This window comes from Mycobacterium sp. NGS66 (genome assembly GCF_059812225.1).
On the sequence record NZ_JCALCG010000001.1, the window covers coordinates 223431 to 246571 of the forward strand.

Consider the following 23141-nt stretch of genomic DNA (forward strand, 5'->3'; position numbering starts at 1 on the left):
TCAGGTGTCGCTGGGGGTTTCGCTGGGCGGCGAGAGCGCGTCCGGGCAGTAAGTCTTGGCAGCGATCGCCGCAAACTTGCTGGCTTTGTCCGGGTTCAGTGACGAGTTCTTCGATGTGAGCGTCTTGACGACATCCGACATCTCCGAGCCCCCACTGAGCTTGTCGCACACCCATTTTCCTGCCCCTGCCGCCGCATCCGGGTCGGAGTAGGTGATACCGGCTGCGTTCAGTGACGCGATGAATGCATCGTCGGTGCCATCGGCGTGCGCTGGCACGGCCGTGCCGAGGGCGATGCAACAGCCTGCCAGGGTTAGGAGTAGTGGCCTCATGGCTCACAGATTGTCCCAGAGTGACTACCGGGCCGCATCTCGTGCAGCACGGACCGGATCGTCGGTGTGCACGTGTCTTGAGTCAAAAAAGTGGCAGGTTTTGCTGGTCGACCACCTGGCCAAAGCACCCACCCCGCTCATCGCCTACTCACCGGCGACCAACCTGACCATCAGGCCGCGGCGGCGCCCGTCCGCTAGACGCTCCCGTCCGCCACGGCCCAGGCTCAGCACAACCCGCAATCAACAGCAACAACGCTGCGGGCAGGTATCAAGGACCGCTGATACCTGCCCGTGGCCAGAGAGTCGCGGTTTTCCCGGAATTGCGTGTGTGGCGTCGGTGTCGACGGTGAGTTCGTCGTCGGTCACTGTGTAGGGCACGAGCGCGTGTGAGCTGAAGTTCTCGATGTGGTCGATGCTGATCCTGATGGCGTCGCCATGGAATGGCTCGTGAACAGACACATCGGTGACGGTGGCACGGGCACGAAGGTTATCGCGGTCTCCGCGAAATTCAAGCGCATCGATGATGCTGTCTTCGGTGGGCTGCGGTAGATCGATTCCCAGTTGGCGCAGGTTGCGCTGTCCGTCACGAGCGATCGTCAGCATGAATGGTGCGAAGCTTGCCGAGGACCGCAATACCTCTGCCGCGACATCTATGCTGGTCTGGAAAAGCGAGTCGACCTCGGCCTGAGCTTGCGAGGTGGAATCCGATCTCCACATCGACTCGACCTCCGTCGGTAATATGCGAGAACATCGTGACCAATAGGAATACTTTACGTCTGACCCCCGACGACCTTCGTCAGCATGCCGGTGACTTGGAGTCGCACCACGGCAACCTGGTGGATGTGGTTGTCGCTCTGGATAAGCAGCACGCCACGCTAATGGAGGTCTGGACGGGTCCAGCCGCCGCGACTTACGACGAGCACTGGTCGGATCTGTTGCCCAAGCTGCAGGCGCATGTCGCAGGGTTGGGCCGCCAATCGGCGAAGCTCCTTGAGGCAGTCTCGCGCTTCGTCGCCGCGGACGGTTCCGGCGATGCGAGCGGAGCGCCTTGATGTCCCATGAAACCCGCAAATACGATCTGGAGGCAATGCGGTCGTTCGTGTCGCATCTCGACAGCCAGATTGAGGCGTTCACCCAGCACGCCGAGGACGCTAAAGCGACCGCGTCGCGTCTGCTGGCGGGGTTTGACGGGGCAACGGCCGGTGCCTTTTCTACGGTGCACGAGCAGTGGCAGAACAACAACGCCGAACATCTGGCTGATCTGCGGAGATTGCGCGACAGGGTCAACACTGCTTACACGAATTACCTAGAGGCGCAACGGGTCAACGACAGAATGCTGCCGTCCTGAATGCTGCGCCTAGCCGCGCTCCAGCCAACCATTGCGCTGGCGTTCCTCGAACTCCTCGTCGGTGAGACCCCGTCTGCTCGCTGTCGGCGGTAGCGGGGATGGGGTGAGACGGCGCAGGGTCTCGGCAGCGGCCGGAGAGCGCGTAGCGAGCTCATCAATGAGGTCGCGCTGGGCTTCGTACAGTTCGGCGGAGCGGCGCTCCGCTTTCTCGCGGGCCTGGCGCAGCGCCTGATTGGCTGTCTCAGTGATGACCTGCCCGAGCCGGATCGCATCAAACTGTCGTGCCGCGGCATGCAGGGCGACACGGTCGATGGTGCCCTCCGCGGTGGCCCGGACAGTGACCGCTTGCTGTCGATCAGAGATCTCCGCGCTCAACGATTCCAGCTCGGATTTCGAGTGCAGCAGATAATCCACCTGGCTTTGCAGCGCCGCGATGAGGCGCTGTGACACCGATTCCGAGTCATCATCCATCGGCGAGCCGCCGGAGTTTACGGGTAGCGGTGTCGATGATCTTGTCACCGGCAGCGTCAGATGTGCCGCGGTACTGCTCGATCAACTCGATATCTTCAGGATGCTTCATCCTCGGCAGCGCACGGATAGCTTCCCACCGCAGCTCGTCGTCATTCTTAATGAACGACAACAAGAGCGCTCGAGACCGGTCAGTGTTGAACCGGCCCACATAGTGAACCAGAGGCAACCGGGCGCAGTTATGGTTGCTGGACTTCTCGAAAAGGGCAACCATCCGGTCGAAGTCTTTGGCGGTGGCCACGTAATCAAGGGTTCGGGTGGCCGGAAAGTGTCCTTCGACATGGAAGTTGGGCTTGTCGAACTGGTCCAGCAACGTGTCGATGACCTGCTGGTCGCCTTTGGCTGCCGGATCGTAGAGATTGTCAATAAGCCCAATCCAGATTGCACGTTTGTGCAGTTGCTCCTGCAGTGTCCTTCCATCAGGTATCCGCTCGTCGAGGTGCAGAAGCCAATCCACAAACACCGGAATAGCCTCGGGCAGCGACTCTTTCATCGGTCGATTCGCTAACGGCGACAGCGTGTATGCCTTGACTCCGACCGCGCCGAGATCGCGGGCCAGGCGTAGGTCGAAGCCTTCCTTGCCGTCTTTGAAACGCGCCGGAATCCTGGTCAGCCAATCGTCGCTGCTCGGTCGGCTCGCTGATCCGATCACTCGATCCCTCATGGCACAGCCAGCCCGATAAGTGGCTTCGGGTCGCGCGACACAGGCGGTGTCCAATTCGGTTCAGGGATAAAGGGTCTCGGTATCTGGCCCGCTGGGATATTGTCGTACAATTCCTCGCGAATCACTTCGACCTTGCCTTGGTTGACGAGATCATTGACCGCACTTGACAATTGAGTCCGGTTATCGACAACGAGCACCACCGAATAAGGCGGCTCTTGGCCGGCGGCGAGTCGCACAGAGTCCATAATCTGGTCGTCATCGTAATTGTTCAGTGAATTTTTGTTCTTGACCTCGATTACTTGGCGGCCTGTGGTATCCCAGAAGTCGGGCCCAGATCATGACCAGCGAACGGCCCAGCAGACTCACCGAGCCGATGCTAGTCGAGAGCCAGTGCCGGACACCCTGCGAGGTTCCGCGGGTTTTTCAATGTTCCCGCTCCGTGGTCAGCGCCGAACGCGCCAACGTGACGCCACCCCGGGCAGTGCGTTGCTGTTCCCCAGCCTGTGCCGCGCCGCCCGCCACGCCGAAGCCGCCGCCGCCGGACCCGCCCCACCCGAGGAACCACCACCCTTCTAGGCAGGGGACCGCCGTACAGATACCCGGCTTAGCCTTCCAGCTTGTAGCCCAGCCCGCGGACGGTCACCAGGTGCACCGGGTTGGCCGGGTCGGCCTCGATCTTGGACCGCAGCCGCTTGACGTGAACGTCGAGCGTCTTGGTGTCGCCGACGTAGTCCGAGCCCCAGACGCGATCGATCAACTGGCCGCGCGTCAGCACCCGGCCGCTGTTGCGCATCAGGTATTCGAGCAGGTCGAATTCCTTGAGCGGCAACGTGATTGTGTCGCCGTTCACCGAGACGACGTGGCGTTCGACGTCCATCCGTACCGGGCCGGATTCCAGCACCCCGTCGCTGAACTCGGAGTCGTCGTCGCCGCCGCGGCGCAGCACCGCGCGGATTCGGGCGATCAGCTCGCGCGCCGAATACGGCTTGGTCACATAGTCGTCGGCGCCCAGCTCCAAGCCGACCACCTTGTCGATCTCGCTGTCGCGCGCGGTCACCATGATCACCGGAACGCTGGACCGGGAGCGCAGCTGCTTGCACACGTCGGTGCCCGACATCCCGGGCAGCATCAAATCGAGCAGCACGATGTCCGCACCGGCGCGGTCGAATTCGGCGAGCGCCGAGGGGCCGTCGTTCACGACGGTGGCTTCGAAGCCCTCCTTGCGCAGCAGAAACGCCAGCGGGTCGGCCAGCGATTCCTCGTCCTCCACGATCAACACACTCGTCATCGACTTAGTTCTTCCTCTCGTGACCGATTTGGCCGCACGTCTCGCGCCCGTGGTTCCTCCACTTGCTCGTCGTCGAGCTGCGCCGAGACGGCTGGAATGGACAACGTGAACGTCGACCCGGTTCCAGGTTTGCTCCATACGCCGATGCTGCCGTTGTGGTTGGCAGCCACATGTTTGACGATCGCCAGCCCCAGCCCGCTGCCGCCAGTGGCCCGCGAGCGCGCCTTGTCACCACGGAAGAACCGCTCGAAAACCCGCTCCTGGTCTTCGAGGGTGATCCCGATGCCGCGGTCGGTGACGGCGATCTCGACGTTGTCACCGCGACGCCGCCGGCTAATCGACACCAGCGATCCGCTCGGCGAATACGCGATGGCATTCGAGACCAGGTTGGCCAGCGCGGTAACCAGCAGGGTTTCGTCGCCCAGCACCCGCAAGCCGCTCGGCGCGTCGGTACGGACCTCGATATCGGCGTTGTCGGCAGCCACTTTGTGCCGCGAAATCGCCTCGGACACAATGGTGTCGACGTCGACATCGGTCAGGTTGGGCAATCGTTCGGCGCCCTGCAGGCGGGACAACTCGATCAGCGAAGCGACCATGTCCCCCAGCCGGTTTGCCTCGACCAGCACCTTCTCGGCGAATCTGCGCACGGTTTCGGGATCGTCGTGTGACGCCAGCAGGGCCTCGGCGAGCAGGGCCATGGCGCCGACCGGGGTCTTGAGCTCATGGCTGACGTTGGCCACGAAGTCACGCCGGACCGCTTCCATGCGGGCATAGTCGGACTGATCGTGGACGAAGACCACGGCGAACCGGCGGTCTTCCTCGCTCAACAGGCGCGCATACCCGTGCACCGAAAGCCGGCCCCCGGAGAGACGCTTCGCCGGTGCCAGGTCGAATTCGATGTCCTCCCCGGTCAGCGCCTGTTGTGCGGACCGCCACGCCTGACTGTCGAGCTGGCGGTCGCGCACCAGGCCCAGCTCCTTGGCGCGGTCGTTGAGGTACACCACGTCACGGTGGCTATCGACCACCGCCACGCCCAGCGGCATCAGCGCGATGATGCGCTGCAGCATCTGCGCGACGGTGATGCCCGCCCACTCGGCGGCCGCTCGTTGCCGGCGCTCGGTGAGCCGCGGTGCCAGGCGGGCGCCAATCGCCACGCCTACGGCCAGTGCCAGCGCGGACAAGACCCCGGCCAGCAACAGCGCCGAGAACACAGTCACAACCAAAATCCTACAAATCTGGTGAACGCGGCCCTAGCGGAGCGAGGCCAAAATCGGACAAGTCACATACTGCGCCACAGGTGTTCGGCTGCCGTTCACGTGCCGTTTGGCAAATGGCCTTGCCGGCGTGACCAGGGCGGGTCGGTCAGGCCCGGACAGTGCCCTGGCTGGCTACCGCCGCGGCACCCGCTGCGGCCGCCTCCGGGTCCAGATATGTCCCACCGGGCACCACCGGCCGCAAATCGCGATCCAGGTCGTAACGCAGCGGGATCCCGGTGGGGATGTTCAGCCCGACGACTTCCTCGTCGGACATCTGGTCCAGGTACTTGACCAGGGCGCGCAACGAGTTGCCATGCGCGACGATCAGCACACTCTTGCCGAACCGCAGGTCCGGCACGATGACGTCGGTGTAGTACGGCAGGAACCGGGCCACCACGTCGGCCAGGCATTCGGTCAGCGGGCCGCCGCCGATGTCGGCGTACCGGGGGTCGGCATCCTGGCTGAACTCGCTGCCGCGCTCGATCGGCGGCGGCGGGGTGTCATAGCTGCGCCGCCACGCCATGAACTGCTCTTCGCCGTAGCGGGCTTTGGTCTCGGCCTTGTCCAGCCCCTGCAGCGCGCCGTAGTGGCGTTCGTTGAGCCGCCAACTGCGCCGCACCGGAATCCACAGCCGGTCGGCGGTGTCCAGGGCGACATGCGCGGTGGTTATCGCGCGGCGTAGCAGCGAGGTGTAGAGGATGTCGGGCAGTAGATTCTGCTCGGCCAGTAATTCGCCCGCCCGCACGGCTTCTGCCCGGCCCTTTTCGGTCAGCCCGACGTCCACCCAACCGGTGAACAGGTTGAGGGCATTCCAGTCGCTCTCGCCGTGGCGGAGCAGCACCAGCGTGGCTGTGTCTCCCATGCCGGTTAGTGTCTCACGCACTGCCCGCCGGATAGTCGCCTTCGTCGTCGATCAGGTGCGCGAAGGCCTGCAGGTTCTTCAGCGACTGCCCGCGCGACACCCGCCACTCCCACTCCTTCTGGATCGACGACCGAAAACCCAACTCCAGCAACGTGTTGAAGTCCGAGTCGACCGCTTCGAGGACCTGCCCGAGCACCCGGTCGATCTCGTCGGAGTCGACCGAGGCCAGCGACATCCGGCCGACCAGGTAGATATCCCCGACGTTGTCCAGCGTGTAGGCCACCCCATAGAGGCGGCGATTGCGTTTGAGCAGGAACCGGTACACACCCTCGTGGTTCTCGTCGGGCTTGCGGCACACGAACGCCTCGATGCGCACCGAATGCTCCCCGACGGTCAGGATGGTGTTGGTCTTGAGCTTGCGCTCGCCCGGCAGCTCGACGATCAGGCCGGGCAGGCCGCCATGCGCGCCTGCGTGCTCCGAGTAGGTCAGCTGGCTGGCGCGCAGCGCACGCACGATCACCTCTTGGGTGGCCTGCGCGGACGTCATGCGCCCACCCCGCGTCGCGGCGCCCAGCGACGGCTGGCCCGCACCGGTACCAATTCGCGGACCTGGCGCGCGGCCCGGAAGTCGGCGATTGCGCGCCGGTAGCTGTCCAGCAGTGCATCGGTGGTGTTTTCCCAGGAGAAACCGGCCGCGTGCGCAGCCGCCGCGCGGCTGATTGCCCGGCCCCCCGGCCCGGTGCTGAGCTCCAGCAGGTGGTCCAGGGCGGCCGCCCACTGGTCGACGCCATGGCCAGACACCAAGGTGCCGGTGATGCCGTCGCGCACCGCAACCGGCAGCCCGCCCACCGCAGCCGCGGCCACCGGGGTCCCGCACGCCTGCGCCTCGACGGCCACCAGACCGAACGACTCCGAGTAGCTGGGCACCGCCACCACGTCCGCGGCCTGGAACAGCGAAGCCAGGTCCGTCCGCGACTGCGGCGGCAGGAACGTCACGCGATCCGTGATGTCGAGCTCGTCGGCGAGCCGAACCAGCCCGTCCGGCGACGCCAGGCCACTGCCCGACGGTCCGCCGGCGACCACGATGCGCACCCTCGGCAGCTTGGCGGCGGCACGCAGCACGATGTCGGGCGCCTTCAACGGCTGGATCCGCCCGACGAAGGCGACCACGCGTTCATCGGGCGGCAGGCCGAGCGCGGCCCGGGCCGCCCGCCGGTCCCCCGGGCAGAACACGTCCAGGTCGACGCCGGGATGGACCACGTCGATGCGGGCCGGATCCGCGTGGTGAATCGAAATCAGTTGTCGCGCTTCGTCTTCGGTGTTGACGATCAGCCGGTCCGCCTCGTCGACCACCTGCTGTTCGCCGACCGTGCGCAGCGGCGGCTCGGGGGTGTCGCCGTCGGCCAGCGCCGCGTTCTTCACCGCGGCCAGGGTGTGCGCGGTATGGACCAACGGCACCGCCCAGCGGTCGCGGGCCAGCCAGCCGACCTGACCGGACAGCCAGTAATGCGAGTGGACGATGTCGTAATGCCCCGGCTCATGGGCCGCTTCGGCGCGCAAAACGCCTGCCGCGAACGCGCACAACTGGGTGGGCAGATCGTATTTGTCCAGGCCTTCGAACGGCCCGGCCACGACGTTGCGGACCAGGACACCGGGCGCCACCCGCACCACCGGCGGGTCCGCCGACGCGGTGGCCCGGGTGAAGATCTCCACCTCGATGCCGCGTCTGGCCAGGTGCAATGCGCTCTGCAGGACGTAGACGTTCATGCCGCCGGCGTCGCCGGTGCCCGGCTGGGCCAGCGGGGAGGTGTGCACCGCCAGTACGGCCACTCGGCGCGGGTCGTTCACTGCCGAGTCGTGACGCACCCTTTCATGTTTACAGGAAGCGCTCAGCGCACTATGCCGACGACTCGGGCACGGCCTCGCGCAGCCGCAGTTCCAGCACCCCGGACCGGCGCATCGCCGCCAGCGGATCGGCATAAAGCCCGCCCAGGGACACGATCCCGGCGCCCGCCTCCTGCACTCGGTTGCCGAAAGCCGTGACGCGGATATCGCGTGGCGGCAGCACCGAGCGTGCCGCAAACGCCGCCTCGACCTCTTCCATGCCCTCCGGATACTCGGTGAACGCGTGGCCCCCGACCACCAGCTCGTCGGGATTGAGCAGGTCGCGCAGCAACGCGAGCGCCTCGCCGAGCATGCAGGCGCGCTCGGCCAGCAGGTCTTTGGCCAGCTGGTTGCCGGCCCGGGCAACCCGCAGCAGGTCGGTGATGCCGGCGGCGGACGCCACGCTCGCGCCGGCCCGTAAGCCGGGCAGGATGCGCAACCGGCGGGCGGCGGCCAACACCGCCTCGTCGCTGACCGTGGACTCCAGCTGACCGGTGCCGCCGAGCAGATCCGAGTGCGCCGGCAGGCCCGCGATGGTGCCTGGGCCGCTGGCCGGGCAGTGCACCCGCCCGTCGATCACCAGCGCATAGCCCACGGTTTCGCGGGCGTAGACGTACAGCGTGGTCGCCGAGGTCGGCGCGAATCGCCGCATGCCGAGCAGCAACTCGGCGCCGGCCATGGCGTCGACGTGCGATGCCACCGATACCGGCAGGCCCAGTGCATCGGCCAGCACCGGCCCCACCGGCGCCTGTCGCCAGCCCAGCCGGGGGTGGTCGACATGGCCCGTTGCGCTGTCGACGGTGCCACCGATCGCCACGCCGACCCACAGCGGCTGACGCCGGTGCCACCGCCTCAGGTAGCGGTCGGCACTGTCGGCCAGCGATGCCAGCGCCGGCCCGGGGGCGCTGCGCGGGGTGGGCGTCTCGACGGTGTCCAGCGTGCGGCCGAACAGGTCGGTGGCCACGATGCTGGTGGTTCGCGCGCCGATGTGGATGCCCAGCGTGACAAACGGCTCGTGGTTGACCTCGACCGGCACTCGCGGGCGCCCGATGGCCCCGGAGACGGCGAGGTCAGCGCGCTCACGCAGCAGCCCGGCCTCGAGCAGGGCGATGACCTGACGGTTCACCGTCGCGATGCTCAGCTTTGTGACGCCGGCGATCACGTCCCGTCCGACCGGGCCGCGTAATCGCACTGCCCGGAAGACAGATGCGGAGGCCGAGTCGGACAGGTGCAGCGACGGCGGCACGATCTGGCGGTGCGACCGCAGCTGGGCGCGGCGGCTGGATGAATGATGGGTGAAAGATGTTGAGCGCACGAGCGTCCTTTAGTCCGAGTTCTATTGGCCGGGAACCTGGCCGCGCTGTGAAGGGATCAGGCGCGACAAAGTACGCGGCAACAACACGCGCCCGCGCAAAGACGCGGGGTCGGGTTGCTGAACACGGCGCTGCTGTGCACAACGAGGAATTTAGCACGTTTATTAGAGTTGTCCCGATGATCACCGCGGACACGCAACAACGGGTGGCAGTGGTAACCGGTGCCAGCTCGGGCATCGGTGCGGCGACCGCCAAAATCCTTGCGGCGCAAGGGTTTCACGTGGTTGCGGTGGCACGCCGGGCGGACCGGATCAACGCCCTGGCGCAGGACGTCGGCGGCACCGCAATTGTGGCCGACGTCACAGACCCCGAGGCCGTCGAAGCGCTGGCCGGCGCGCTGGACCGGGTCGACGTACTGGTCAACAACGCCGGCGGAGCGCGCGGGCTGGAACCCGTCGCCGAAGCCGACTTCGAGCATTGGCGCTGGATGTGGGAGACCAACGTGATGGGTACGCTGCGGGTCACCCGTGCGCTGCTGCCCAAGCTGATCGACTCCGGCGACGGCCTGATCGTCACCGTCACCTCCATCGCCGCGATGGAGGTTTACGACGGCGGCGCGGGCTACACCGCGGCCAAGCACGGCCAGGGCGCGCTGCACCGCACCCTGCGTGGTGAGTTGCTGGGAAAGCCGGTGCGGCTCACAGAGATTGCGCCGGGTGCCGTCGAAACCGAGTTTTCGCTGGTCCGATTCGACGGCGACCAACAGCGCGCGGATGCCGTCTATGCCGGGATGACGCCGCTGGTGGCCGCCGACGTCGCCGAAGTGATCGGGTTCGTCGCCTCGCGGCCTGCACACGTCAACCTGGACCAGATCATCATCCGGCCGCGCGACCAGGCGTCCGCGACGCGACGGGTTACCGGCCCGGCGTAGTAGGGGTGCCCGACAAGCTGGGCGCGTTCGACGGCGTGACCGGCGCGGTGACCGGGATCTGCGTTGACGGCGGATGCCCGGACGGCCGCGGCAGCGCCGACATCGACACCCAGGTGTCCCAGTCCACCGCCCAGTCCCAGATGTCGCCGTCAGCGTAGGACAGCTGGATCGAGCTTCCGGTCACCTCGACCGGGTCACCGTAGATGGCGCTGGCGTAATACTGCTCCGCGTCGGACGTCGACAGGTTGATGCAGCCGTTGGTGACGTTGCTGTTGCCCTGCGCACCCGCACTCATGGGGTTGGCGTGGATGAACTCGCCGTTGTTCGAGATCCGCACCGCCCAGCGTTCGTGGGCGTTGGAGTAGCCCGCGGCCGGGTTGGACATGTAGAAGTCGGCGTACTTCTCGGTGACCACGTGAATGCCGTTGCGGGTGACGTTGCGCGCCTTGTCGGCCTCGCCGTAGCTGCACGGAAAGTCCATGATGACCCCGGCGTCGGTGACGACCTGGATGCGGTGCGACGAGACCTCGGCCTTCACCACCTGCCGACGACCGATCTGGATATTCAACGAGATGTCCTGGTCACCGTAGGCGCCGTCGCCGAACGGCAGCCCGTACAGCTTGGCGTCGACGTTGACGGTGGTGCCGGCCGGGTAGTACTCGCGGGTGCGGTAGTGCACCCGCGCACCTTTCGCCTCGTCGGGCAGCCACGCCCAGCTGCCCTCGACGGGCGGGTTGGTGGTGACCGTGAGCGCCTTCTCGACGGCGGCTTTGTCGCTGATCGGCGCGTCGAACTGGATGATGATCGGCGCGGCGACACCGACAGTCTGGCCGTCGGCCAATTGGAACGCACCAGCGATCTTCTTGGTCGGGGTCACGGTGGTGAACTTGCCCTTGACCGGAATGGCCTTGCCGTCGTGGCCGACCGCCGAACCGTTCCAGGTATAGGTCGATCCGTAGCCCAGTGGCTCGGTGATGGTGTAGACGGTGCGGTCTTGATTGAACGCACCGGCAACGGCCTTGCCCGCGGAATTCGTCAGGGCGACGTGCTGGAACCAGCCGTCGCCGACCTCGACGCTGATCGGCGCGACGGGCACCACATCCTTGGTCGCATCCGCCGGCTGGAACTTCAGGTGGGCCGCCGCCGCCTCTTTCTTCTCCGCTTGCTTGCCCGCCGGGCCGGCGCAGGCCGCTAGGACATTCGGTGCGAACACGCCGACACCCAGGGCCGCCAAGGCCAGGCGCCGGTTGATCGACCCCGGGTTTCGGGGGTCGCTGGAGGGGTTCACGACAGTCAAAAATACCGGACGAAACACGGGCCAACCGGCTGCCGGGCCTTCGCCGCGGCATACAGCGCGGTGCTCAGGGTCACAATCCGGCCCTATAACACGCACCCAACCAGGACCGGCTCGGGCTCGAGTGTGATACCGAACACATCTCGCACCCCGTCGCGAATGATGCGCGCCAACCGCAACACGTCTTCGGTGGTCGCCTCCCCCCGATTGGTCAGGGCCAGCGCGTGTTTGGTGGACAACCGGCAGGGTGCTTCTTCGCCCGGATAGCCCTTGGCGAAGCCCGCGCGCTCCACCAGCCAGCCGGCGGCCAGCTTGACGCCGTCGGGTGCCGGATAGTGCGGCAGCGGCCCGTCAACCGTGCGGGCCAGCCGCTCGTAGACATCGGGGGCCACCACCGGGTTGGTGAAGAACGACCCCACGCTCCAGGTGTCCTGGTCGGCCGCATCCAGGACCATGCCCTTGCGGGCCCGCAGCGTCAGCACCGCCTCCCGGACGGCTCGCGGGTCGGCGCGCTCGCCGCTATCAGCGCCCAGCGCGGCCGTCAGCTCCCCGTACCGCAGCGGCGCGCTGCGGCCCGAAGCGTCCAGCGCGAACTCCACTTCCAGCACCACGTCTGACTGGGCTCGCTTGAGCACGCTGGTGCGGTAGCCGAAGCCCAGCTCGGCCGCAGGTACCCACCGCACTTCGCCGCTGCCGCGGTTGAACAGCCGGACCCGGGTGATGGTGTCGGCTACTTCAGCCCCGTAGGCTCCCACGTTCTGCACCGGGGTTGCCCCGGCCGACCCGGGGATGCCGGACAGGCATTCCAGCCCGCCGAGCCCGTGCTCGATGGCCCTGACCACGACGTCGTCCCACACCGCACCCGCCTCGGCGCGCAGCACGTTGCCGTCGACGACGATGCCGTCGTTGGCCAACCGCACCGCCGTGATGTCGGTCAGCGCGTCGTCGATAACCAGATTGGAACCGCCGGCAAACACCAGCACGTCTTGTCGACCATCGGCATCCAGCTCCCGCAGCGTCGCGACCACCTGTTCCGTACTGGCACAAGTGATCAGGCGACGCGCGACCGGCCCGACCCGCAACGTGGTCAGTGGAGCCAGCGGCACCTGCTCGGCGATCCGCGCGCCGGCGAACAGCGAATCCGTCGCCCGTTTCATAAGCTCCGTTTCATGGGCCGTAACGGTAGCCTGGCCTCCTATGCCGCGCTCATTCGACATGACCGCCGAATACCAGGGCAGCGTCGAAGACGTCTATCGGGCTTTCGCCGACAAGCACTACTGGTTGGCGCGGCTGACCGATTCCGGGGTGGACGAAACGGCGCTGGAGGCGATGCGGGTCGGCGGCGAATCGGAAACCGACCGCACCATCGAAGTGGTCACGCTGCAGGTGATCCACAGCCACCGGCTTCCGGCGCTGATCACCCAGTTGCACCGGGGCGATCTCGCCGTGCGACGCGAGGAAACCTGGGGCCCGATCACCGACGGCACCGCACGGGCGGCCCTCGCCGGTGAGATCGTGGGCGCCCCGGCGAGCCTGTCGGGCTCCGCGACGTTGGCTCCGGTCGCCGATACCGGCGGCTCCCGGCTGGACTTCCAGGTCAGTGTCCAGGTCGGAGTTCCGCTGATCGGCGGCAAGATCGAGAGCATGATCGGCGCCCAACTGGCCGCGGTGGTGCAAGCAGAGCAGCGCTTCACAGCGAATTGGATCGCGACTCACCGCTGAACCAAGGGCTTCTAGGCTGGCGAGCATGCGAATCGCGTTGGCGCAAATACTCAGCGGCACCGACCCGGCCGCAAATCTGGAGCTGGTGCGAGAGTACGCCGAGCAATCCGCCAACGCCGGCGCCAGGCTGGTGGTGTTCCCCGAGGCGACCATGTGCCGGTTCGGGGTCCCGCTGGCACCGATCGCCGAACCGGTCAACGGACCATGGGCCGACGGCGTCCGGCGGATCGCGACCGAGGCCGGCATCACCGTGATCGCCGGAATGTTCACCCCTGCTGGTGACAGGCGGGTGAAGAACACGCTGATCGCCGCCGGTCCGGGCCGACCGAATCGGCCCGACGCCCACTATCACAAGATCCATCTGTACGACGCGTTCGGCTTTACCGAGTCGCGCACCGTCGCGCCAGGACACGAACCGGTCGTCATCACCGTCGACGACGTGCGGGTGGGGCTGAGCATTTGCTACGACATCCGCTTCCCCGCGCTTTACACGGAGCTGGCCAGGCGCGGCGCCCAGTTGATCGTCGTCTGCGCATCCTGGGGCTCGGGTCCCGGCAAACTCGAGCAGTGGACGTTGCTGGCCCGGGCCAGGGCGCTGGATTCGACGAGCTATGTGGCCGCGGCCGGACAGGCAGACCCCGGTTCGCAACCTGCCTCGAAGGCCCCCACCGGGGTGGGCGGCAGCCTGCTGGCGTCGCCGTTCGGCGAGGTCGTGGCCTCGGCCGGCGCCGACCCGCAACTGCTGGTCGCCGACATCGATCTGGCCGCCGTTGCAGCCGCCCGAGAAAACATCGCGGTACTGCAAAACCGGGCACGCTTTCTTCAAGTGGATAAGGCAGAATCGCCAGAGTGACGAATCCGCAAGGACCGCCCAATGACCCATCGGCGTGGGGCCGTCCCGGTAACCAGGGTCCTTTTGGCAATCCGCAGGCACCAACCGAGCGGCTCCGCGGCGCGCAGCCACCGGGTGGTGCTCCCGACCAAGGCCGTACGGTGCCCGGCCAATTGCCGGGTGCGACGGAGCAGATCGGCGCGGCCCGGGCCAACCCGCAGCAGCCCGGCTATCCGCCGCCGCCGCCGGCGACGCCGGCCGGGCCGCCCGCGGCTCAGGTGGCTGGGCCGCCCGACCAGCCGACCACCCCGAAGAAGAAACGGCGCGTCAGCGGTCCGCTATCCATCGTTCTGGTGCTCGTCATCGTGCTCGCTGTACTGGCCGCCGGGGTGATCGGAGCGGAGCTGTACGTACGCAACCAAGCCACCAACAAGGTCGCCGAGGCGTTTGCCTGTGAGTTTCAGGACAAAGCCACCGCGCAGTTCGGGGTTACGCCGTTGGTCCTGTGGCAGGTGATCACCAAACACTTCACCAACATCTCGGTGGAAACCGCGGGCAACCAGATCAAAAATGCCAAGGGCGCGAAGATCGACCTCCGCATTCAAGACGTCCGGATCACGAACAGTCCTGATTCCAAGGGCACCATCGGCTCGATCAACGCCACCTTCACCTGGCCGTCGCAAGGCATCAAGGACTCGATCGCGAGCAAGCTGCAGGGGCTGGCGAAATTCGTCACCAACACCGTGACCACCCACCCCAACGACGGCACCGTCGAATTGAAGGGCATGCTCGACAACATGGTGGTCAAGCCGGTGGTCTCCGGTAGCGGCATCGAGCTGCAGATCCAAAGTTTCAATGCGCTGGGCTTTTCACTGCCCAAGGAGTCCGCGCAGTCGCAGCTGAACAAATACACGTCCGACGCCACCAAGAATCTTCCGCTGGGTATTCACGCCGACAGTGTGGAGGTCACCTCGAACAGTTTGGTCGCCCACTTCTCCACGCAGAACGCCACGATCCCGGCGGGTAAATCCAAGGACTCGTGCTTCTCCAACCTGTGACGGTCAGCTGAGCCCGTCGAGCACCGCACGGGTGCCGGAAAGGCCCAGCCGGGTGGCGCCGGCGTCGAGCAACGCGAGCGCGTCGGCGGCCGTCCGGATGCCGCCGCTGGCCTTCACTCCGAGGCGCCCGCCGACCGTCTCGGCCATCAGCGCGACGGCGGGCACCGACGCCCCGCCGGCGGGGTGAAACCCGGTCGAGGTCTTGACGAAATCGGCGCCGGCGTCCTCGGCGGCACGACATACGTCTGCCAGCGTTTGCGGGTTTGCCCGATCCAGCAGCACCGCCGACTCGACGATCACCTTGAGCACGGCTGCCGCGGTAGCGGCACGCACCGCTTCGATGTCCGACCGGACCGCAGCGAAATCCCCGGCCAGGGCGGCGCCGACGTCGATGACCATGTCGATCTCGCCCGCACCGGCTTCCACCGCCGCGGCAGCCTCCTGCGCCTTGACCGTGGACAGGTGCTTGCCCGACGGGAAACCCGCCACCGCGGCCACCCGGACGCCACCCCCGGCGGCGTGGACTGCTGTCGGCACCATCGACGGTGAGACGCACACCGCATAGGCGCCCAGTTCGAGGGCTTCGGCGACCAGGGCGGTCACGTCGGCGGCGGTGGCCTCCGGTTTGAGCAACGTGTGATCGACCAGCGCGGCCAGCTGCTGCCGCGTCAGCGCGCCCGGCACTAGAAGCCCTCTTCAGGCGCCCCCGGATTGCAGCCCGAGGCGACCATCTCGGAGTCGTCGACGACTGGGCGCCAGGGCTCCAGGTTCCAGCTGGTCTTGCCGGGTTGCGCGAACTCGGCGAACTGCCAGTGGCAGATGAACTGGGCCCGCATGCCCGGGGTGTCGGCGTCCGGCGCCAGCGCCAATACCTCGGCCCAGGCTTCGTCGGCGGCGCCCGTCGGCGCGGCCTGCCGGGCGGCCGCCCGGCCCGCCGGCGTCGGGTAGATCCGCAGGCTGGTCAGGCGTCCCCAGTGAGCCCATTGCGTGTGATCGATGTACGGCGGGCCGGGGTCAGAGCCCGGATCCGCGGTGGCCGGGGCGGCGCCGAACAGGGCGATCAGCAGCATCGCCGCCGCCAGCGGGGCTTTCATTGGCTAGCGGGACTTGCCTTGAATCTCAAGGAGTTTGGGCCGCACGTCGACCAGGTACACACCGGCCGCACAGGCCGATATCACCATGAAGAAGATGTTGCCAAACAGAAGAGTGGCCAGGGCCACTGCGGCACCGAGGATCAGTAACCACACCGGCTTGGTCAGCTTGTCCACGGCCGTGTATGCATCGGATCGCTGCATCGCCGCATGCACAAACGCATACACCGAGGTCACCAATACGGCGATCCCCAAGACCACCATGACGTCATACACGACCTGATTCACGCGTTCAGCCTATGCGGGAAGCGTCGTAAACGTCGACTCCGAGCCGCCCTTGTCGTGGGCGACTCGGAGTCGAGGGTGGGCTGAGCCCTTACTTCTGGGTGACCTTCTTGGCCGGAGCCTTCTTGGCCGGAGCCTTCTTGGCCGCAGCCTTCTTGGCGGGCGCCGCCTTCTTGGCCGGCGACTTCTTGGCCGGAGCCTTCTTGGCGGGCAGCTCGATGCCGACCAGCTTGGCGGCACGCTCGCCGACCGCGCGGGTCTGCTGGGCAACCGTCCCCAGCGCCTCCTGGGTCAGCTCGACCGCCTGGTCCACGTAGCCCTCGGCCCGTGCCGAAGCGTCTTCGAAGGCCGACTGGCTACGCAGCCGCTCCAGCGCGGCCTCGCCGCGCTCCACCAGCTCGTTGTAGCGCGTGGTCGCAGCCTCGAGGTAGCCCTCGGCGGCGTTGCGCAGTTCCTCGGGGGTGAACTTCTCGCGCAGCTCGCGGAACCGGTCCGGCAGGTCCTCCTGCAGCTTGGCGAGCCGGTCGCGGGTCTCCTCGACCCGGGTGCGGGTGTCGGTACGGCGCTCCCCAGCGCGCTCGCGCAATTCCGCAACCAAGTCGTTGACGGTCGCCAACGCCAAGTCAGCCGCGCCGAGCGCCGCTAGCAACGGAGCCCTCAGGTCATCGATGTTCGCGTTTTCAGCCATGTTTGTTCCTTTCATGGGTTTTCTTCGTTCGGCCTTTTTGCGTATCTGGTCTGGTCTGGAAGTAAGGGCAAGCGTTGGCTCCTGCGTGAGGAGTAGTCAAGACCCGCGGATTGACCTGCCACGCGGCTTGCGGAGAACCTCCTGATTCGTCGGGTCGCTGGGGTGGTAGCTGCCCTGCGCTCAACCGATTGCGCCGAGATGCCGGCCCGGCGACCAGATCAATCGGCGGTGTCGGTTTGGCTCGGACACTCCTCGCGGATGGATTCATTTTGGAAGGTGAACGACGCATAGATGTCGAGCAGAACCTGCTTCTGACGCTCGGTTATCGCCGTATCGGTGATGATCGCGTCGCGCACCGGGCTCGGCTCGCCGGGCTCGAGGATCCCGGCCCGCACATACAGCACCTCGGCGGACAGCCGCAGCGCCTTTGCTATCTGGTTCAGGACGTCGGCGGACGGCTTGCGCAGTCCGCGCTCGACCTGGCTCAGGTAAGGATTGCTGACTCCGGACCGTTCTGCGAGCTGACGCACCGAGACGTGAGCCGTCTCACGTTGGCTTCTGATGAAGCTGCCGATATCGGAAGCAGCGGTCGACACCTTAGCGGTGAGCTTCTCCTCCGCCACTTCGGTGCCCTCCTCGATACGTGGAAGTCGGTGCTTGGGAGCACCAGAGTACGGACGAATGCTTGCTATTGCAAGCGCTTGTTAGCACTCGTCAGAACAGCACCTGCGCGACGGCGTAGATCACCAGGCCCGCCAGCGCACCTACCACGGTGCCGTTGATCCGGATGAACTGCAAGTCGCGGCCGACGTGCAACTCGATGCGACGGCTGGCTTCCTCGGCGTCCCAACGCTCGATCGTGTCCGTGATGATCGCGGTGATCTCGACCCCGTATTGCGAGACCAGATGCTGTGCGGCGCGCACCATCCAGTTGTCGACCTTGTCGCGCAGATCGGCGTCGTCGCGCAGCGATTCGCCGATTCGAACCACCGTGTCGGTAATCCGGCTGCGCAGCGTGCTGGACGGGTCGTCGACGCCCTCCAGGACCAGCCGTTTGAGCGTCTTCCAGGCCGTTGCCGCCGCGTTCGCGATCTCGTCGCGCGCCATCAACTGCTCCTTGATCGCGTCGGCGCGCGCGATGGTGGCCGGGTCATGTTGCAGGTCGTCGGCGAATTCGAAGAGAAATCGGGTCGCGGAACGGCGCAGCTCGTGGTCCGGGTTGCGGCGCACCTTGTCGGTGAAGTCCATCAACTCGCGGTGGATTCGGTCGCCGACCATGTGGTCGATGAACCGTGGCGACCAGCTCGGCGAGTCGCGCTCGACCACCCGCTGGATGACCTCACCGGCATTGAGCGACCACTGGAACGCCCGGTCGGCCAGCAGCTGAATCAGCGCCTCCTGGCGATTTTCGGCCAGCAGCGTCGCCAGCACCCGGCCCACCGGAGGGCCCCACTGCGGCTCGGCGATGCGGCGCACGATCATGCGGTCGATCACCTGCTGCACGTCCTCGTCGCGCAGCAGCTCGACCAGCACTCGCAACACCGTCGCCGTCTCGTTCGCCACCCGCTCGGCGTGCGAGATCTCGGAGAGCCACTTGCCCAGCCGCGACGGCACCTGCGCGTCGCGCAGCTTGGTCTCCACCACCGCCGGCGAGAGGAAGTTCTCCCGCACGAATGTGCCCAGGCCCTCGCCGAGCTGGTCCTTCTTGCGCCTGATGATCGCCGTGTGTGGGATCGGGATGCCCAGCGGATGCTTGAACAGGGCGGTAACCGCGAACCAGTCCGCCAGGGCGCCCACCATCCCGGCCTCCGCGGCGGCGCGGACATAGCCGATCCAGGCGCCGACCGGGCCGTGCGCCTGCGCCCACCGACAGGCCAGGAACAGGCCGGTGGCGCCGATCAGGAAGCCCAGGGCCACCGCTTTCATCCGGCGGAGTGCCCGCCGCCGTTCCGCGTCGGCGACCGGATCGGCCGCCGCGAACGACTCCGCGAACGACGCGCGGGCGGGACGCGTCAGCGCCGCCGGCGCCTCGCCGCTTGGTGAGGCCCTGTGTGCCACCACACCATCATCCCCCAGCACCCGCCGGACACCGCTTGCCGCCGTACTATCGAGAGCGTCTAGTGAATGGGAAATCGGCGAAAGTGGCAGAGCAAATCCCGGTGGTGACCGCTAAGACGGACGGCCGCAAGCGGCGCTGGCACCAACACAAGGTGGACCGTCGCAACGAGTTGGTCGACGGCACCATCGAGGCGATTCGCCGGCAAGGCCGCAATCTGAGCATGGACGAGATCGCCGCCGAGATCGGCGTCTCCAAGACCGTGCTCTACCGCTACTTCGTCGATAAGAACGACCTCACCACCGCGGTGATGATGCGCTTTGCGCAAACCACGTTGATACCCAACATGGCCGCGGCGCTGTCCTCCAACCTGGACGGCTACGACCTGACCCGCGAGGTCATCCGGGTATATGTGGAAACCGTGGCCGCCGAGCCGGAGCCGTACGGCTTCGTGATGGCCAACAGTTCGGGCAGCAAGAGCAAGGTGATCGCCGACTCCGAGCGGATCATCGCCCGCATGATCGCGGTGATGCTGCGGCGGCGCATGCTCGAGGCCGGAATGGACACCGGCGGCGTGGAACCGTGGGCGTACCTGATCGTCGGCGGCGTGCAGCTGGCCACCCACTCGTGGATGTCTAACCCGCGGATGACCACCGACGAGCTCATCGACTACCTGACGATGCTGAGCTGGAGCGCATTGTGCGGAATCGTCGAAGCGGGCGGCTCGCTGGAAAAGTTCCGCGGAGAGCCGCACCCGAACCCGATCGTCGGCCCCTGGGAGCGGAATGCCTGAGGTAAGCGCCGGCTCACGGCTGAGGTCGTGGGCATACGCCTTGCGCACCACCAATCCGCCGCCGGACGGCCCGGTCGACGTGGTGACCCGCTGGCTCGTCGTCACGCGCGCGGCGCTGCTGCCGATGACGCTGTTCTCCGGACTGGTCGCCGCGCTGCTGGCGGTCGGCAAGCCCGGGCTGGACTGGCGCTGGCTGGTCCTGGCCGTGGTGGGAATCACGTTGGCGCACACCGCCAACAATTTGATGAACGACCTCTACGACACCCAGGTCGGCACCGACAGCGCCAGCTACCCCCGCGCGCTGTACGCTCCGCATCCGGTGCTGTCCGGGCTGGTCACCCGGCGCACCCTGGGCCTGGCGATCCTCGCGGTCAACGTCGCCGACCTGGCCATCCTGGTCATCTTGACCTGGGCGCGCGGCTGGCCCGTCGTCGCGTTCGCCCTCAGCGGCTTCCTGCTGAGCGTTGCCTACACCGCGCCGCCGCTGCGGCTGAAGAAACGCGGCCTGGGCGAACCCGACGTGTTCGTCGTGTGGGGCCCGTTGATGGTGTGCGGCACTTATTACTCGGCGGTGGGTTCGGTGGGCTGGGACGTGGTCCTGGCCTCGCTGCCGTACGGCTTGTTGTGCACCACGGTGTTGATGGGCAAGCACGTGGACAAGATCCCCTACGACGAGCCGCTGGGCATTCGCACCCTGCCGGTGCTGCTAGGCGACCGGCGCGCCCGGGTAGTCACGCTGGGCATGATGGTCGGCTTCTATGTGCTGGTCGCAGGGGCGGTTGCGGTGGGAGCCATGCCCTGGCCGGCGCTGGTCGTGGTGTTGGCGCTGCCCCGCCTGGTGAAGGTGTGGCCGTATTTTCGTCGCCCGCCGCCCGAGGAGCCGCCGCCGAATTTCCCGGTCTGGCCGCTCTGGTACGCCGCGCTGGCCTGGCTGCACGTGCGGCAGGCCGGCGCGCTGTTGGTGGTGGGTTTGGCGGTCGGAGCGGCGCTGCGCGCATTGTGAGTTCAGCGCCCTCAGCAGCTAGCATGCAGTGATCGCATACGGGGGCGTTTCTGCAGTGCGTCGATTCCTGCGCCCAGAGAAGCCTCCGTAACCACAGAAAGGCTCTTCTCGTCATGGCCGTTCAGCTCACGCCGCATTTTGGCAACGTGCAAGCCCACTACGACCTGTCCGACGACTTCTTCCGGCTGTTCCTCGACCCCACCCAGACCTACAGCTGCGCCTACTTCGAGCGTGACGACATGACGTTGCAGGAGGCGCAGCTCGCCAAGATCGACCTGGCTCTGGGCAAACTGCGGCTGGAGCCGGGCATGACGCTGCTGGACATCGGCTGCGGCTGGGGCGCGACCATGCGGCGGGCCATCGAGAAGTACGACGTCAACGTGGTGGGGCTGACGCTGTCGGAAAACCAGGCCGCCCACGTCCAGCGGACGTTCGACGAGATGGACACCCCGCGAAGCAGGCGCGTGCTGCTGGAAGGGTGGGAAAAGTTCGACGAGCCCGTGGACCGCATTGTGTCGATCGGCGCGTTCGAGCATTTCGGCCGGCAGCGCTGGAGCCCTTTCTTCAAGATGGCCCACAGCGTGTTGCCCAGCGACGGCGTGATGCTGCTGCACACGATCGTCCGGCCCAACTTCAAAGAAGCCCGGGCCAAGGGCCTGACGCTGACCCACGAAGTCGTTCACTTCACCCAGTTCATCCTCGCCGAGATCTTCCCCGGCGGCTGGCTGCCGACCCCGGCTTTGGTCGAAGAGCACGCCGTCGAGGCCGGTTTCAAGGTGACCCGGGTCCAGTCGCTGCAGTTGCACTACGCGCGCACGCTGGACATGTGGGCGGCAGCGCTGCGGGCCAATCGCGAGCAGGCCATCGCAATCCAGTCGGAGAAGGTCTACGACCGTTACATGAAGTACCTGACCGGTTGCGCGAAGCTGTTCCGCGAGGGTTACACCGACGTTGATCAGTTCACTTTGGAAAAGTAACTCAGTAGGCGTAGAAACCCTGCCCGGACTTCCGGCCGAGCCGACCCGCCTCGACCATCCGCAGTAACAGCGGCGGTGGCCCGTACTGGGGCTCCTTGAACTCGTCGTACATCTTGTCGGCGATCAGTTTGACGGTGTCGAGCCCGATCAGGTCGGAAAGGCGCAGCGGACCCATGGGATGGGACAGCCCGGCGACGACGGCCTTGTCGACGTCTTCGACGGAGGCGAATCCGCCCTCGACCATCCGGATGGCCGAAAGCAGGTAGGGCACCAGTAGCGCGTTCACTACGAAGCCGGACCGGTCCGAGCAGCGCACCACCTGTTTGCCCAGCACTGAGCTGGCAAACTCTTCGGTGCGGGCAGCGGCGGCCGTGTCGGTGACCAGCGTGCTGACCAGCTCGACCAGCGGCAAGACCGGGACCGGGTTGAAGAAGTGCAGTCCGAGCACGCGCTGGGGGTTCTTGGTTGCCGCGGCGATCTTCATGATCGGGATGCTGGACGTGTTCGACGCCAGCACCGCGTCGGGGTCGGTGATGACCCGGTCCAGTTCGGCGAAGATATCGGCCTTCACGGTCTCGTCTTCGACGACTGCCTCGATCACCAGCTGGCGGTCGGCCAGGTCGGCCAGGTCGGTGGTGAAGGTCAACTTGTCGAGCGCGCGGTCGCGCTCGCGCTCGGTCACCTTGCCCGCGCTGACGCCCCGCTCGAGCGACTTGACAATGCGGTCGCGTCCGGCGGTGATCAGCGCGTCGGTGGTCTCGAACACGGTCACGTCGACGCCCGCGCGCACCGAGACCTCGGCGATGCCGGACCCCATCTGCCCCGCCCCGACCACACCTACTCGGTCGATTGCCACGAACCACTCCTCTCATATGGGCGAACAGACGCAAAAGCACCACATTTGCGGCGCAAATGGGTGCTTTTGCGTCTGTTCGGCA

29 protein-coding genes and 1 pseudogene are annotated in these 23141 nt (G+C 66.6%); 10 read left to right on the top strand and 20 right to left on the bottom strand.

Annotated features, from left to right (window positions below; translation table 11 throughout):
- Together AC5Y2L_RS01110 and AC5Y2L_RS01115 are read right to left on the bottom strand one after the other, a co-directional pair.
- A complete protein-coding gene (locus AC5Y2L_RS01110) occupies nucleotides 1–330 on the bottom strand; it encodes a DUF732 domain-containing protein (RefSeq protein WP_499939627.1) in 330 nt (109 codons plus the stop codon).
- A 240-nt stretch (nucleotides 331–570) separates the two neighbouring features.
- Nucleotides 571–1047 carry a hypothetical protein gene (locus AC5Y2L_RS01115; protein ID WP_499939628.1) on the bottom strand — a complete coding sequence of 159 codons (477 nt, stop codon included), beginning with the start codon at nucleotides 1045–1047 and terminating at the stop codon, nucleotides 571–573.
- A gap of 35 nt (nucleotides 1048–1082) precedes the next feature.
- On the opposite strand from AC5Y2L_RS01115, the gene AC5Y2L_RS01120 reads away from it, so the two are divergent.
- The gene (locus AC5Y2L_RS01120; protein ID WP_499939630.1) at nucleotides 1083–1382 is read left to right on the top strand and encodes a WXG100 family type VII secretion target; all 300 of its coding nucleotides are present in this window, start codon (nucleotides 1083–1085) and stop codon (nucleotides 1380–1382) included.
- The gene (locus tag AC5Y2L_RS01125) at nucleotides 1382–1678 is read left to right on the top strand and encodes a WXG100 family type VII secretion target (protein ID WP_499939631.1); all 297 of its coding nucleotides are present in this window, start codon (nucleotides 1382–1384) and stop codon (nucleotides 1676–1678) included. The genes AC5Y2L_RS01120 and AC5Y2L_RS01125 overlap by 1 nt, the downstream gene beginning before the upstream one ends.
- A 9-nt stretch (nucleotides 1679–1687) precedes the next feature.
- Here AC5Y2L_RS01125 and AC5Y2L_RS01130 read toward each other — a convergent pair whose 3' ends face one another.
- The 3 genes and pseudogenes from AC5Y2L_RS01130 to AC5Y2L_RS01140 form a co-directional block, all read right to left on the bottom strand.
- Complete coding sequence (locus AC5Y2L_RS01130) at nucleotides 1688–2149, bottom strand: YbaB/EbfC family nucleoid-associated protein (protein ID WP_499939633.1); 462 nt, start codon at nucleotides 2147–2149, stop codon at nucleotides 1688–1690.
- Nucleotides 2142–2858 carry a HEAT repeat domain-containing protein gene (locus AC5Y2L_RS01135; RefSeq protein WP_499939635.1) on the bottom strand — a complete coding sequence of 239 codons (717 nt, stop codon included), beginning with the start codon at nucleotides 2856–2858 and terminating at the stop codon, nucleotides 2142–2144. Before AC5Y2L_RS01135 ends, AC5Y2L_RS01130 begins: the two co-directional genes overlap by 8 nt.
- Before the next feature lie 8 nt (nucleotides 2859–2866).
- Nucleotides 2867–3187 (bottom strand): annotated as a pseudogene (locus AC5Y2L_RS01140) (hypothetical protein); the annotation flags it as partial.
- A gap of 109 nt (nucleotides 3188–3296) precedes the next feature.
- On the opposite strand from AC5Y2L_RS01140, the gene AC5Y2L_RS01145 reads away from it, so the two are divergent.
- Nucleotides 3297–3446 carry a hypothetical protein gene (locus AC5Y2L_RS01145; protein WP_499939636.1) on the top strand — a complete coding sequence of 50 codons (150 nt, stop codon included), beginning with the start codon at nucleotides 3297–3299 and terminating at the stop codon, nucleotides 3444–3446.
- A 28-nt stretch (nucleotides 3447–3474) separates the two neighbouring features.
- Here the strand turns inward: AC5Y2L_RS01145 and regX are convergent, their stop codons facing one another.
- The 6 genes from regX to AC5Y2L_RS01175 all read right to left on the bottom strand — a co-directional run bounded on the left by regX (nucleotide 3475) and on the right by AC5Y2L_RS01175 (nucleotide 9475).
- Complete coding sequence (gene regX, locus AC5Y2L_RS01150; RefSeq protein ID WP_499939638.1) at nucleotides 3475–4158, bottom strand: two-component sensory transduction protein RegX; 684 nt, start codon at nucleotides 4156–4158, stop codon at nucleotides 3475–3477.
- Nucleotides 4155–5375: a sensor histidine kinase gene (locus AC5Y2L_RS01155; protein ID WP_499939639.1), complete on the bottom strand. Its 1221-nt coding sequence runs from the start codon at nucleotides 5373–5375 to the stop codon at nucleotides 4155–4157. Before AC5Y2L_RS01155 ends, regX begins: the two co-directional genes overlap by 4 nt.
- A 145-nt stretch (nucleotides 5376–5520) precedes the next feature.
- Nucleotides 5521–6276 (bottom strand): phosphoglyceromutase, encoded by a 756-nt coding sequence (locus AC5Y2L_RS01160; RefSeq protein WP_499939640.1) that lies wholly within the window; start codon nucleotides 6274–6276, stop codon nucleotides 5521–5523.
- 13 nt (nucleotides 6277–6289) lie between these two features.
- On the bottom strand, nucleotides 6290–6823 hold the full coding sequence (locus AC5Y2L_RS01165) for a type III secretion system chaperone family protein (protein WP_499939642.1): 534 nt from the start codon (nucleotides 6821–6823) through the stop codon (nucleotides 6290–6292).
- A complete protein-coding gene (gene mshA, locus AC5Y2L_RS01170) occupies nucleotides 6820–8169 on the bottom strand; it encodes a D-inositol-3-phosphate glycosyltransferase (RefSeq protein ID WP_499939689.1) in 1350 nt (449 codons plus the stop codon). Before mshA ends, AC5Y2L_RS01165 begins: the two co-directional genes overlap by 4 nt.
- 4 nt (nucleotides 8170–8173) lie before the next feature.
- On the bottom strand, nucleotides 8174–9475 hold the full coding sequence (locus tag AC5Y2L_RS01175) for an ROK family protein (protein WP_499939643.1): 1302 nt from the start codon (nucleotides 9473–9475) through the stop codon (nucleotides 8174–8176).
- Nucleotides 9476–9651: 176 nt separating this feature from the next.
- Here AC5Y2L_RS01175 and AC5Y2L_RS01180 point away from each other — a divergent pair, with 176 nt between their 5' ends.
- Nucleotides 9652–10404 (top strand): SDR family NAD(P)-dependent oxidoreductase, encoded by a 753-nt coding sequence (locus AC5Y2L_RS01180; protein WP_499939645.1) that lies wholly within the window; start codon nucleotides 9652–9654, stop codon nucleotides 10402–10404.
- Here AC5Y2L_RS01180 and AC5Y2L_RS01185 read toward each other — a convergent pair.
- Together AC5Y2L_RS01185 and AC5Y2L_RS01190 are read right to left on the bottom strand one after the other, a co-directional pair.
- Nucleotides 10388–11719, bottom strand: a complete 1332-nt coding sequence (locus AC5Y2L_RS01185; protein ID WP_499939646.1) for a L,D-transpeptidase — start codon at nucleotides 11717–11719, stop codon at nucleotides 10388–10390. The genes AC5Y2L_RS01180 and AC5Y2L_RS01185 overlap by 17 nt on opposite strands.
- A gap of 65 nt (nucleotides 11720–11784) precedes the next feature.
- Nucleotides 11785–12855, bottom strand: coding sequence for a UDP-N-acetylmuramate dehydrogenase (locus tag AC5Y2L_RS01190; RefSeq protein WP_499939647.1), 1071 nt, complete (start codon nucleotides 12853–12855; stop codon nucleotides 11785–11787).
- 40 nt (nucleotides 12856–12895) lie between these two features.
- On the opposite strand from AC5Y2L_RS01190, the gene AC5Y2L_RS01195 reads away from it, so the two are divergent.
- The 3 genes from AC5Y2L_RS01195 to AC5Y2L_RS01205 are packed head-to-tail and all read left to right on the top strand — an operon-like array spanning nucleotide 12896 to nucleotide 15310.
- Nucleotides 12896–13420: a DUF2505 domain-containing protein gene (locus AC5Y2L_RS01195; protein ID WP_499939648.1), complete on the top strand. Its 525-nt coding sequence runs from the start codon at nucleotides 12896–12898 to the stop codon at nucleotides 13418–13420.
- 25 nt (nucleotides 13421–13445) lie between these two features.
- The gene (locus AC5Y2L_RS01200; protein ID WP_499939650.1) at nucleotides 13446–14273 is read left to right on the top strand and encodes a carbon-nitrogen hydrolase family protein; all 828 of its coding nucleotides are present in this window, start codon (nucleotides 13446–13448) and stop codon (nucleotides 14271–14273) included.
- The gene (locus AC5Y2L_RS01205) at nucleotides 14270–15310 is read left to right on the top strand and encodes an LmeA family phospholipid-binding protein (protein WP_499939651.1); all 1041 of its coding nucleotides are present in this window, start codon (nucleotides 14270–14272) and stop codon (nucleotides 15308–15310) included. The genes AC5Y2L_RS01200 and AC5Y2L_RS01205 overlap by 4 nt, the downstream gene beginning before the upstream one ends.
- Before the next feature lie 3 nt (nucleotides 15311–15313).
- On the opposite strand, the gene deoC is transcribed toward AC5Y2L_RS01205, so the two are convergent.
- From deoC to AC5Y2L_RS01235, 6 genes are all read right to left on the bottom strand, one after another.
- Nucleotides 15314–15994 carry a deoxyribose-phosphate aldolase gene (gene deoC / locus AC5Y2L_RS01210; RefSeq protein WP_499939652.1) on the bottom strand — a complete coding sequence of 227 codons (681 nt, stop codon included), beginning with the start codon at nucleotides 15992–15994 and terminating at the stop codon, nucleotides 15314–15316.
- On the bottom strand, nucleotides 15994–16404 hold the full coding sequence (locus AC5Y2L_RS01215; RefSeq protein WP_499939654.1) for a DUF2599 domain-containing protein: 411 nt from the start codon (nucleotides 16402–16404) through the stop codon (nucleotides 15994–15996). Before AC5Y2L_RS01215 ends, deoC begins: the two co-directional genes overlap by 1 nt.
- Nucleotides 16405–16407: 3 nt before the next feature.
- Complete coding sequence (locus AC5Y2L_RS01220; RefSeq protein WP_499939691.1) at nucleotides 16408–16677, bottom strand: DUF2516 family protein; 270 nt, start codon at nucleotides 16675–16677, stop codon at nucleotides 16408–16410.
- 100 nt (nucleotides 16678–16777) lie between these two features.
- On the bottom strand, nucleotides 16778–17374 hold the full coding sequence (locus AC5Y2L_RS01225; RefSeq protein WP_499939655.1) for a heparin-binding hemagglutinin: 597 nt from the start codon (nucleotides 17372–17374) through the stop codon (nucleotides 16778–16780).
- A 218-nt stretch (nucleotides 17375–17592) separates the two neighbouring features.
- Nucleotides 17593–17997: a helix-turn-helix domain-containing protein gene (locus AC5Y2L_RS01230; RefSeq protein ID WP_499939657.1), complete on the bottom strand. Its 405-nt coding sequence runs from the start codon at nucleotides 17995–17997 to the stop codon at nucleotides 17593–17595.
- A gap of 91 nt (nucleotides 17998–18088) precedes the next feature.
- A complete protein-coding gene (locus AC5Y2L_RS01235; protein ID WP_499939659.1) occupies nucleotides 18089–19435 on the bottom strand; it encodes a DUF445 domain-containing protein in 1347 nt (448 codons plus the stop codon).
- Nucleotides 19436–19515: 80 nt separating this feature from the next.
- On the opposite strand from AC5Y2L_RS01235, the gene AC5Y2L_RS01240 reads away from it, so the two are divergent.
- The 3 genes from AC5Y2L_RS01240 (at nucleotide 19516) to pcaA (ending at nucleotide 22203) form a co-directional block, all read left to right on the top strand.
- Entirely contained in the window at nucleotides 19516–20223 is a 708-nt protein-coding gene (locus AC5Y2L_RS01240; protein WP_499939661.1) for a TetR/AcrR family transcriptional regulator, read from the top strand.
- Nucleotides 20216–21226 carry a prenyltransferase gene (locus AC5Y2L_RS01245; RefSeq protein WP_499939662.1) on the top strand — a complete coding sequence of 337 codons (1011 nt, stop codon included), beginning with the start codon at nucleotides 20216–20218 and terminating at the stop codon, nucleotides 21224–21226. The genes AC5Y2L_RS01240 and AC5Y2L_RS01245 overlap by 8 nt, the downstream gene beginning before the upstream one ends.
- A gap of 113 nt (nucleotides 21227–21339) precedes the next feature.
- Nucleotides 21340–22203 (top strand): cyclopropane mycolic acid synthase PcaA, encoded by an 864-nt coding sequence (gene pcaA, locus AC5Y2L_RS01250; protein WP_499939664.1) that lies wholly within the window; start codon nucleotides 21340–21342, stop codon nucleotides 22201–22203.
- 1 nt (nucleotide 22204) lies between these two features.
- On the opposite strand, the gene AC5Y2L_RS01255 is transcribed toward pcaA, so the two are convergent.
- Nucleotides 22205–23059 carry a 3-hydroxybutyryl-CoA dehydrogenase gene (locus AC5Y2L_RS01255; RefSeq protein WP_499939666.1) on the bottom strand — a complete coding sequence of 285 codons (855 nt, stop codon included), beginning with the start codon at nucleotides 23057–23059 and terminating at the stop codon, nucleotides 22205–22207.
- Between the last annotated feature and the right edge of the window lie 82 nt (nucleotides 23060–23141).

Excerpts from the sequence above, each read along its gene's own strand:
- AC5Y2L_RS01125 (WP_499939631.1), top strand. The coding sequence starts at position 1,382 with ATGTCCCATGAAACCCGCAAATACGATCTGGAGGCAATGCGGTCGTTC.
- pcaA (WP_499939664.1), top strand. The coding sequence starts at position 21,340 with ATGGCCGTTCAGCTCACGCCGCATTTTGGCAACGTGCAAGCCCACTAC.
- AC5Y2L_RS01195 (WP_499939648.1), top strand. The coding sequence starts at position 12,896 with ATGCCGCGCTCATTCGACATGACCGCCGAATACCAGGGCAGCGTCGAA.
- AC5Y2L_RS01130 (WP_499939633.1), bottom strand. The coding sequence starts at position 2,149 with ATGGATGATGACTCGGAATCGGTGTCACAGCGCCTCATCGCGGCGCTG.
- AC5Y2L_RS01145 (WP_499939636.1), top strand. The coding sequence starts at position 3,297 with ATGTTCCCGCTCCGTGGTCAGCGCCGAACGCGCCAACGTGACGCCACC.
- AC5Y2L_RS01245 (WP_499939662.1), top strand. The coding sequence starts at position 20,216 with ATGCCTGAGGTAAGCGCCGGCTCACGGCTGAGGTCGTGGGCATACGCC.
- AC5Y2L_RS01180 (WP_499939645.1), top strand. The coding sequence starts at position 9,652 with ATGATCACCGCGGACACGCAACAACGGGTGGCAGTGGTAACCGGTGCC.
- AC5Y2L_RS01190 (WP_499939647.1), bottom strand. The coding sequence starts at position 12,855 with ATGAAACGGGCGACGGATTCGCTGTTCGCCGGCGCGCGGATCGCCGAG.
- AC5Y2L_RS01225 (WP_499939655.1), bottom strand. The coding sequence starts at position 17,374 with ATGGCTGAAAACGCGAACATCGATGACCTGAGGGCTCCGTTGCTAGCG.
- AC5Y2L_RS01160 (WP_499939640.1), bottom strand. The coding sequence starts at position 6,276 with ATGGGAGACACAGCCACGCTGGTGCTGCTCCGCCACGGCGAGAGCGAC.
- regX (WP_499939638.1), bottom strand. The coding sequence starts at position 4,158 with ATGACGAGTGTGTTGATCGTGGAGGACGAGGAATCGCTGGCCGACCCG.
- AC5Y2L_RS01215 (WP_499939654.1), bottom strand. The coding sequence starts at position 16,404 with ATGAAAGCCCCGCTGGCGGCGGCGATGCTGCTGATCGCCCTGTTCGGC.
- AC5Y2L_RS01200 (WP_499939650.1), top strand. The coding sequence starts at position 13,446 with ATGCGAATCGCGTTGGCGCAAATACTCAGCGGCACCGACCCGGCCGCA.
- AC5Y2L_RS01110 (WP_499939627.1), bottom strand. The coding sequence starts at position 330 with ATGAGGCCACTACTCCTAACCCTGGCAGGCTGTTGCATCGCCCTCGGC.
- AC5Y2L_RS01115 (WP_499939628.1), bottom strand. The coding sequence starts at position 1,047 with ATGTGGAGATCGGATTCCACCTCGCAAGCTCAGGCCGAGGTCGACTCG.
- AC5Y2L_RS01165 (WP_499939642.1), bottom strand. The coding sequence starts at position 6,823 with ATGACGTCCGCGCAGGCCACCCAAGAGGTGATCGTGCGTGCGCTGCGC.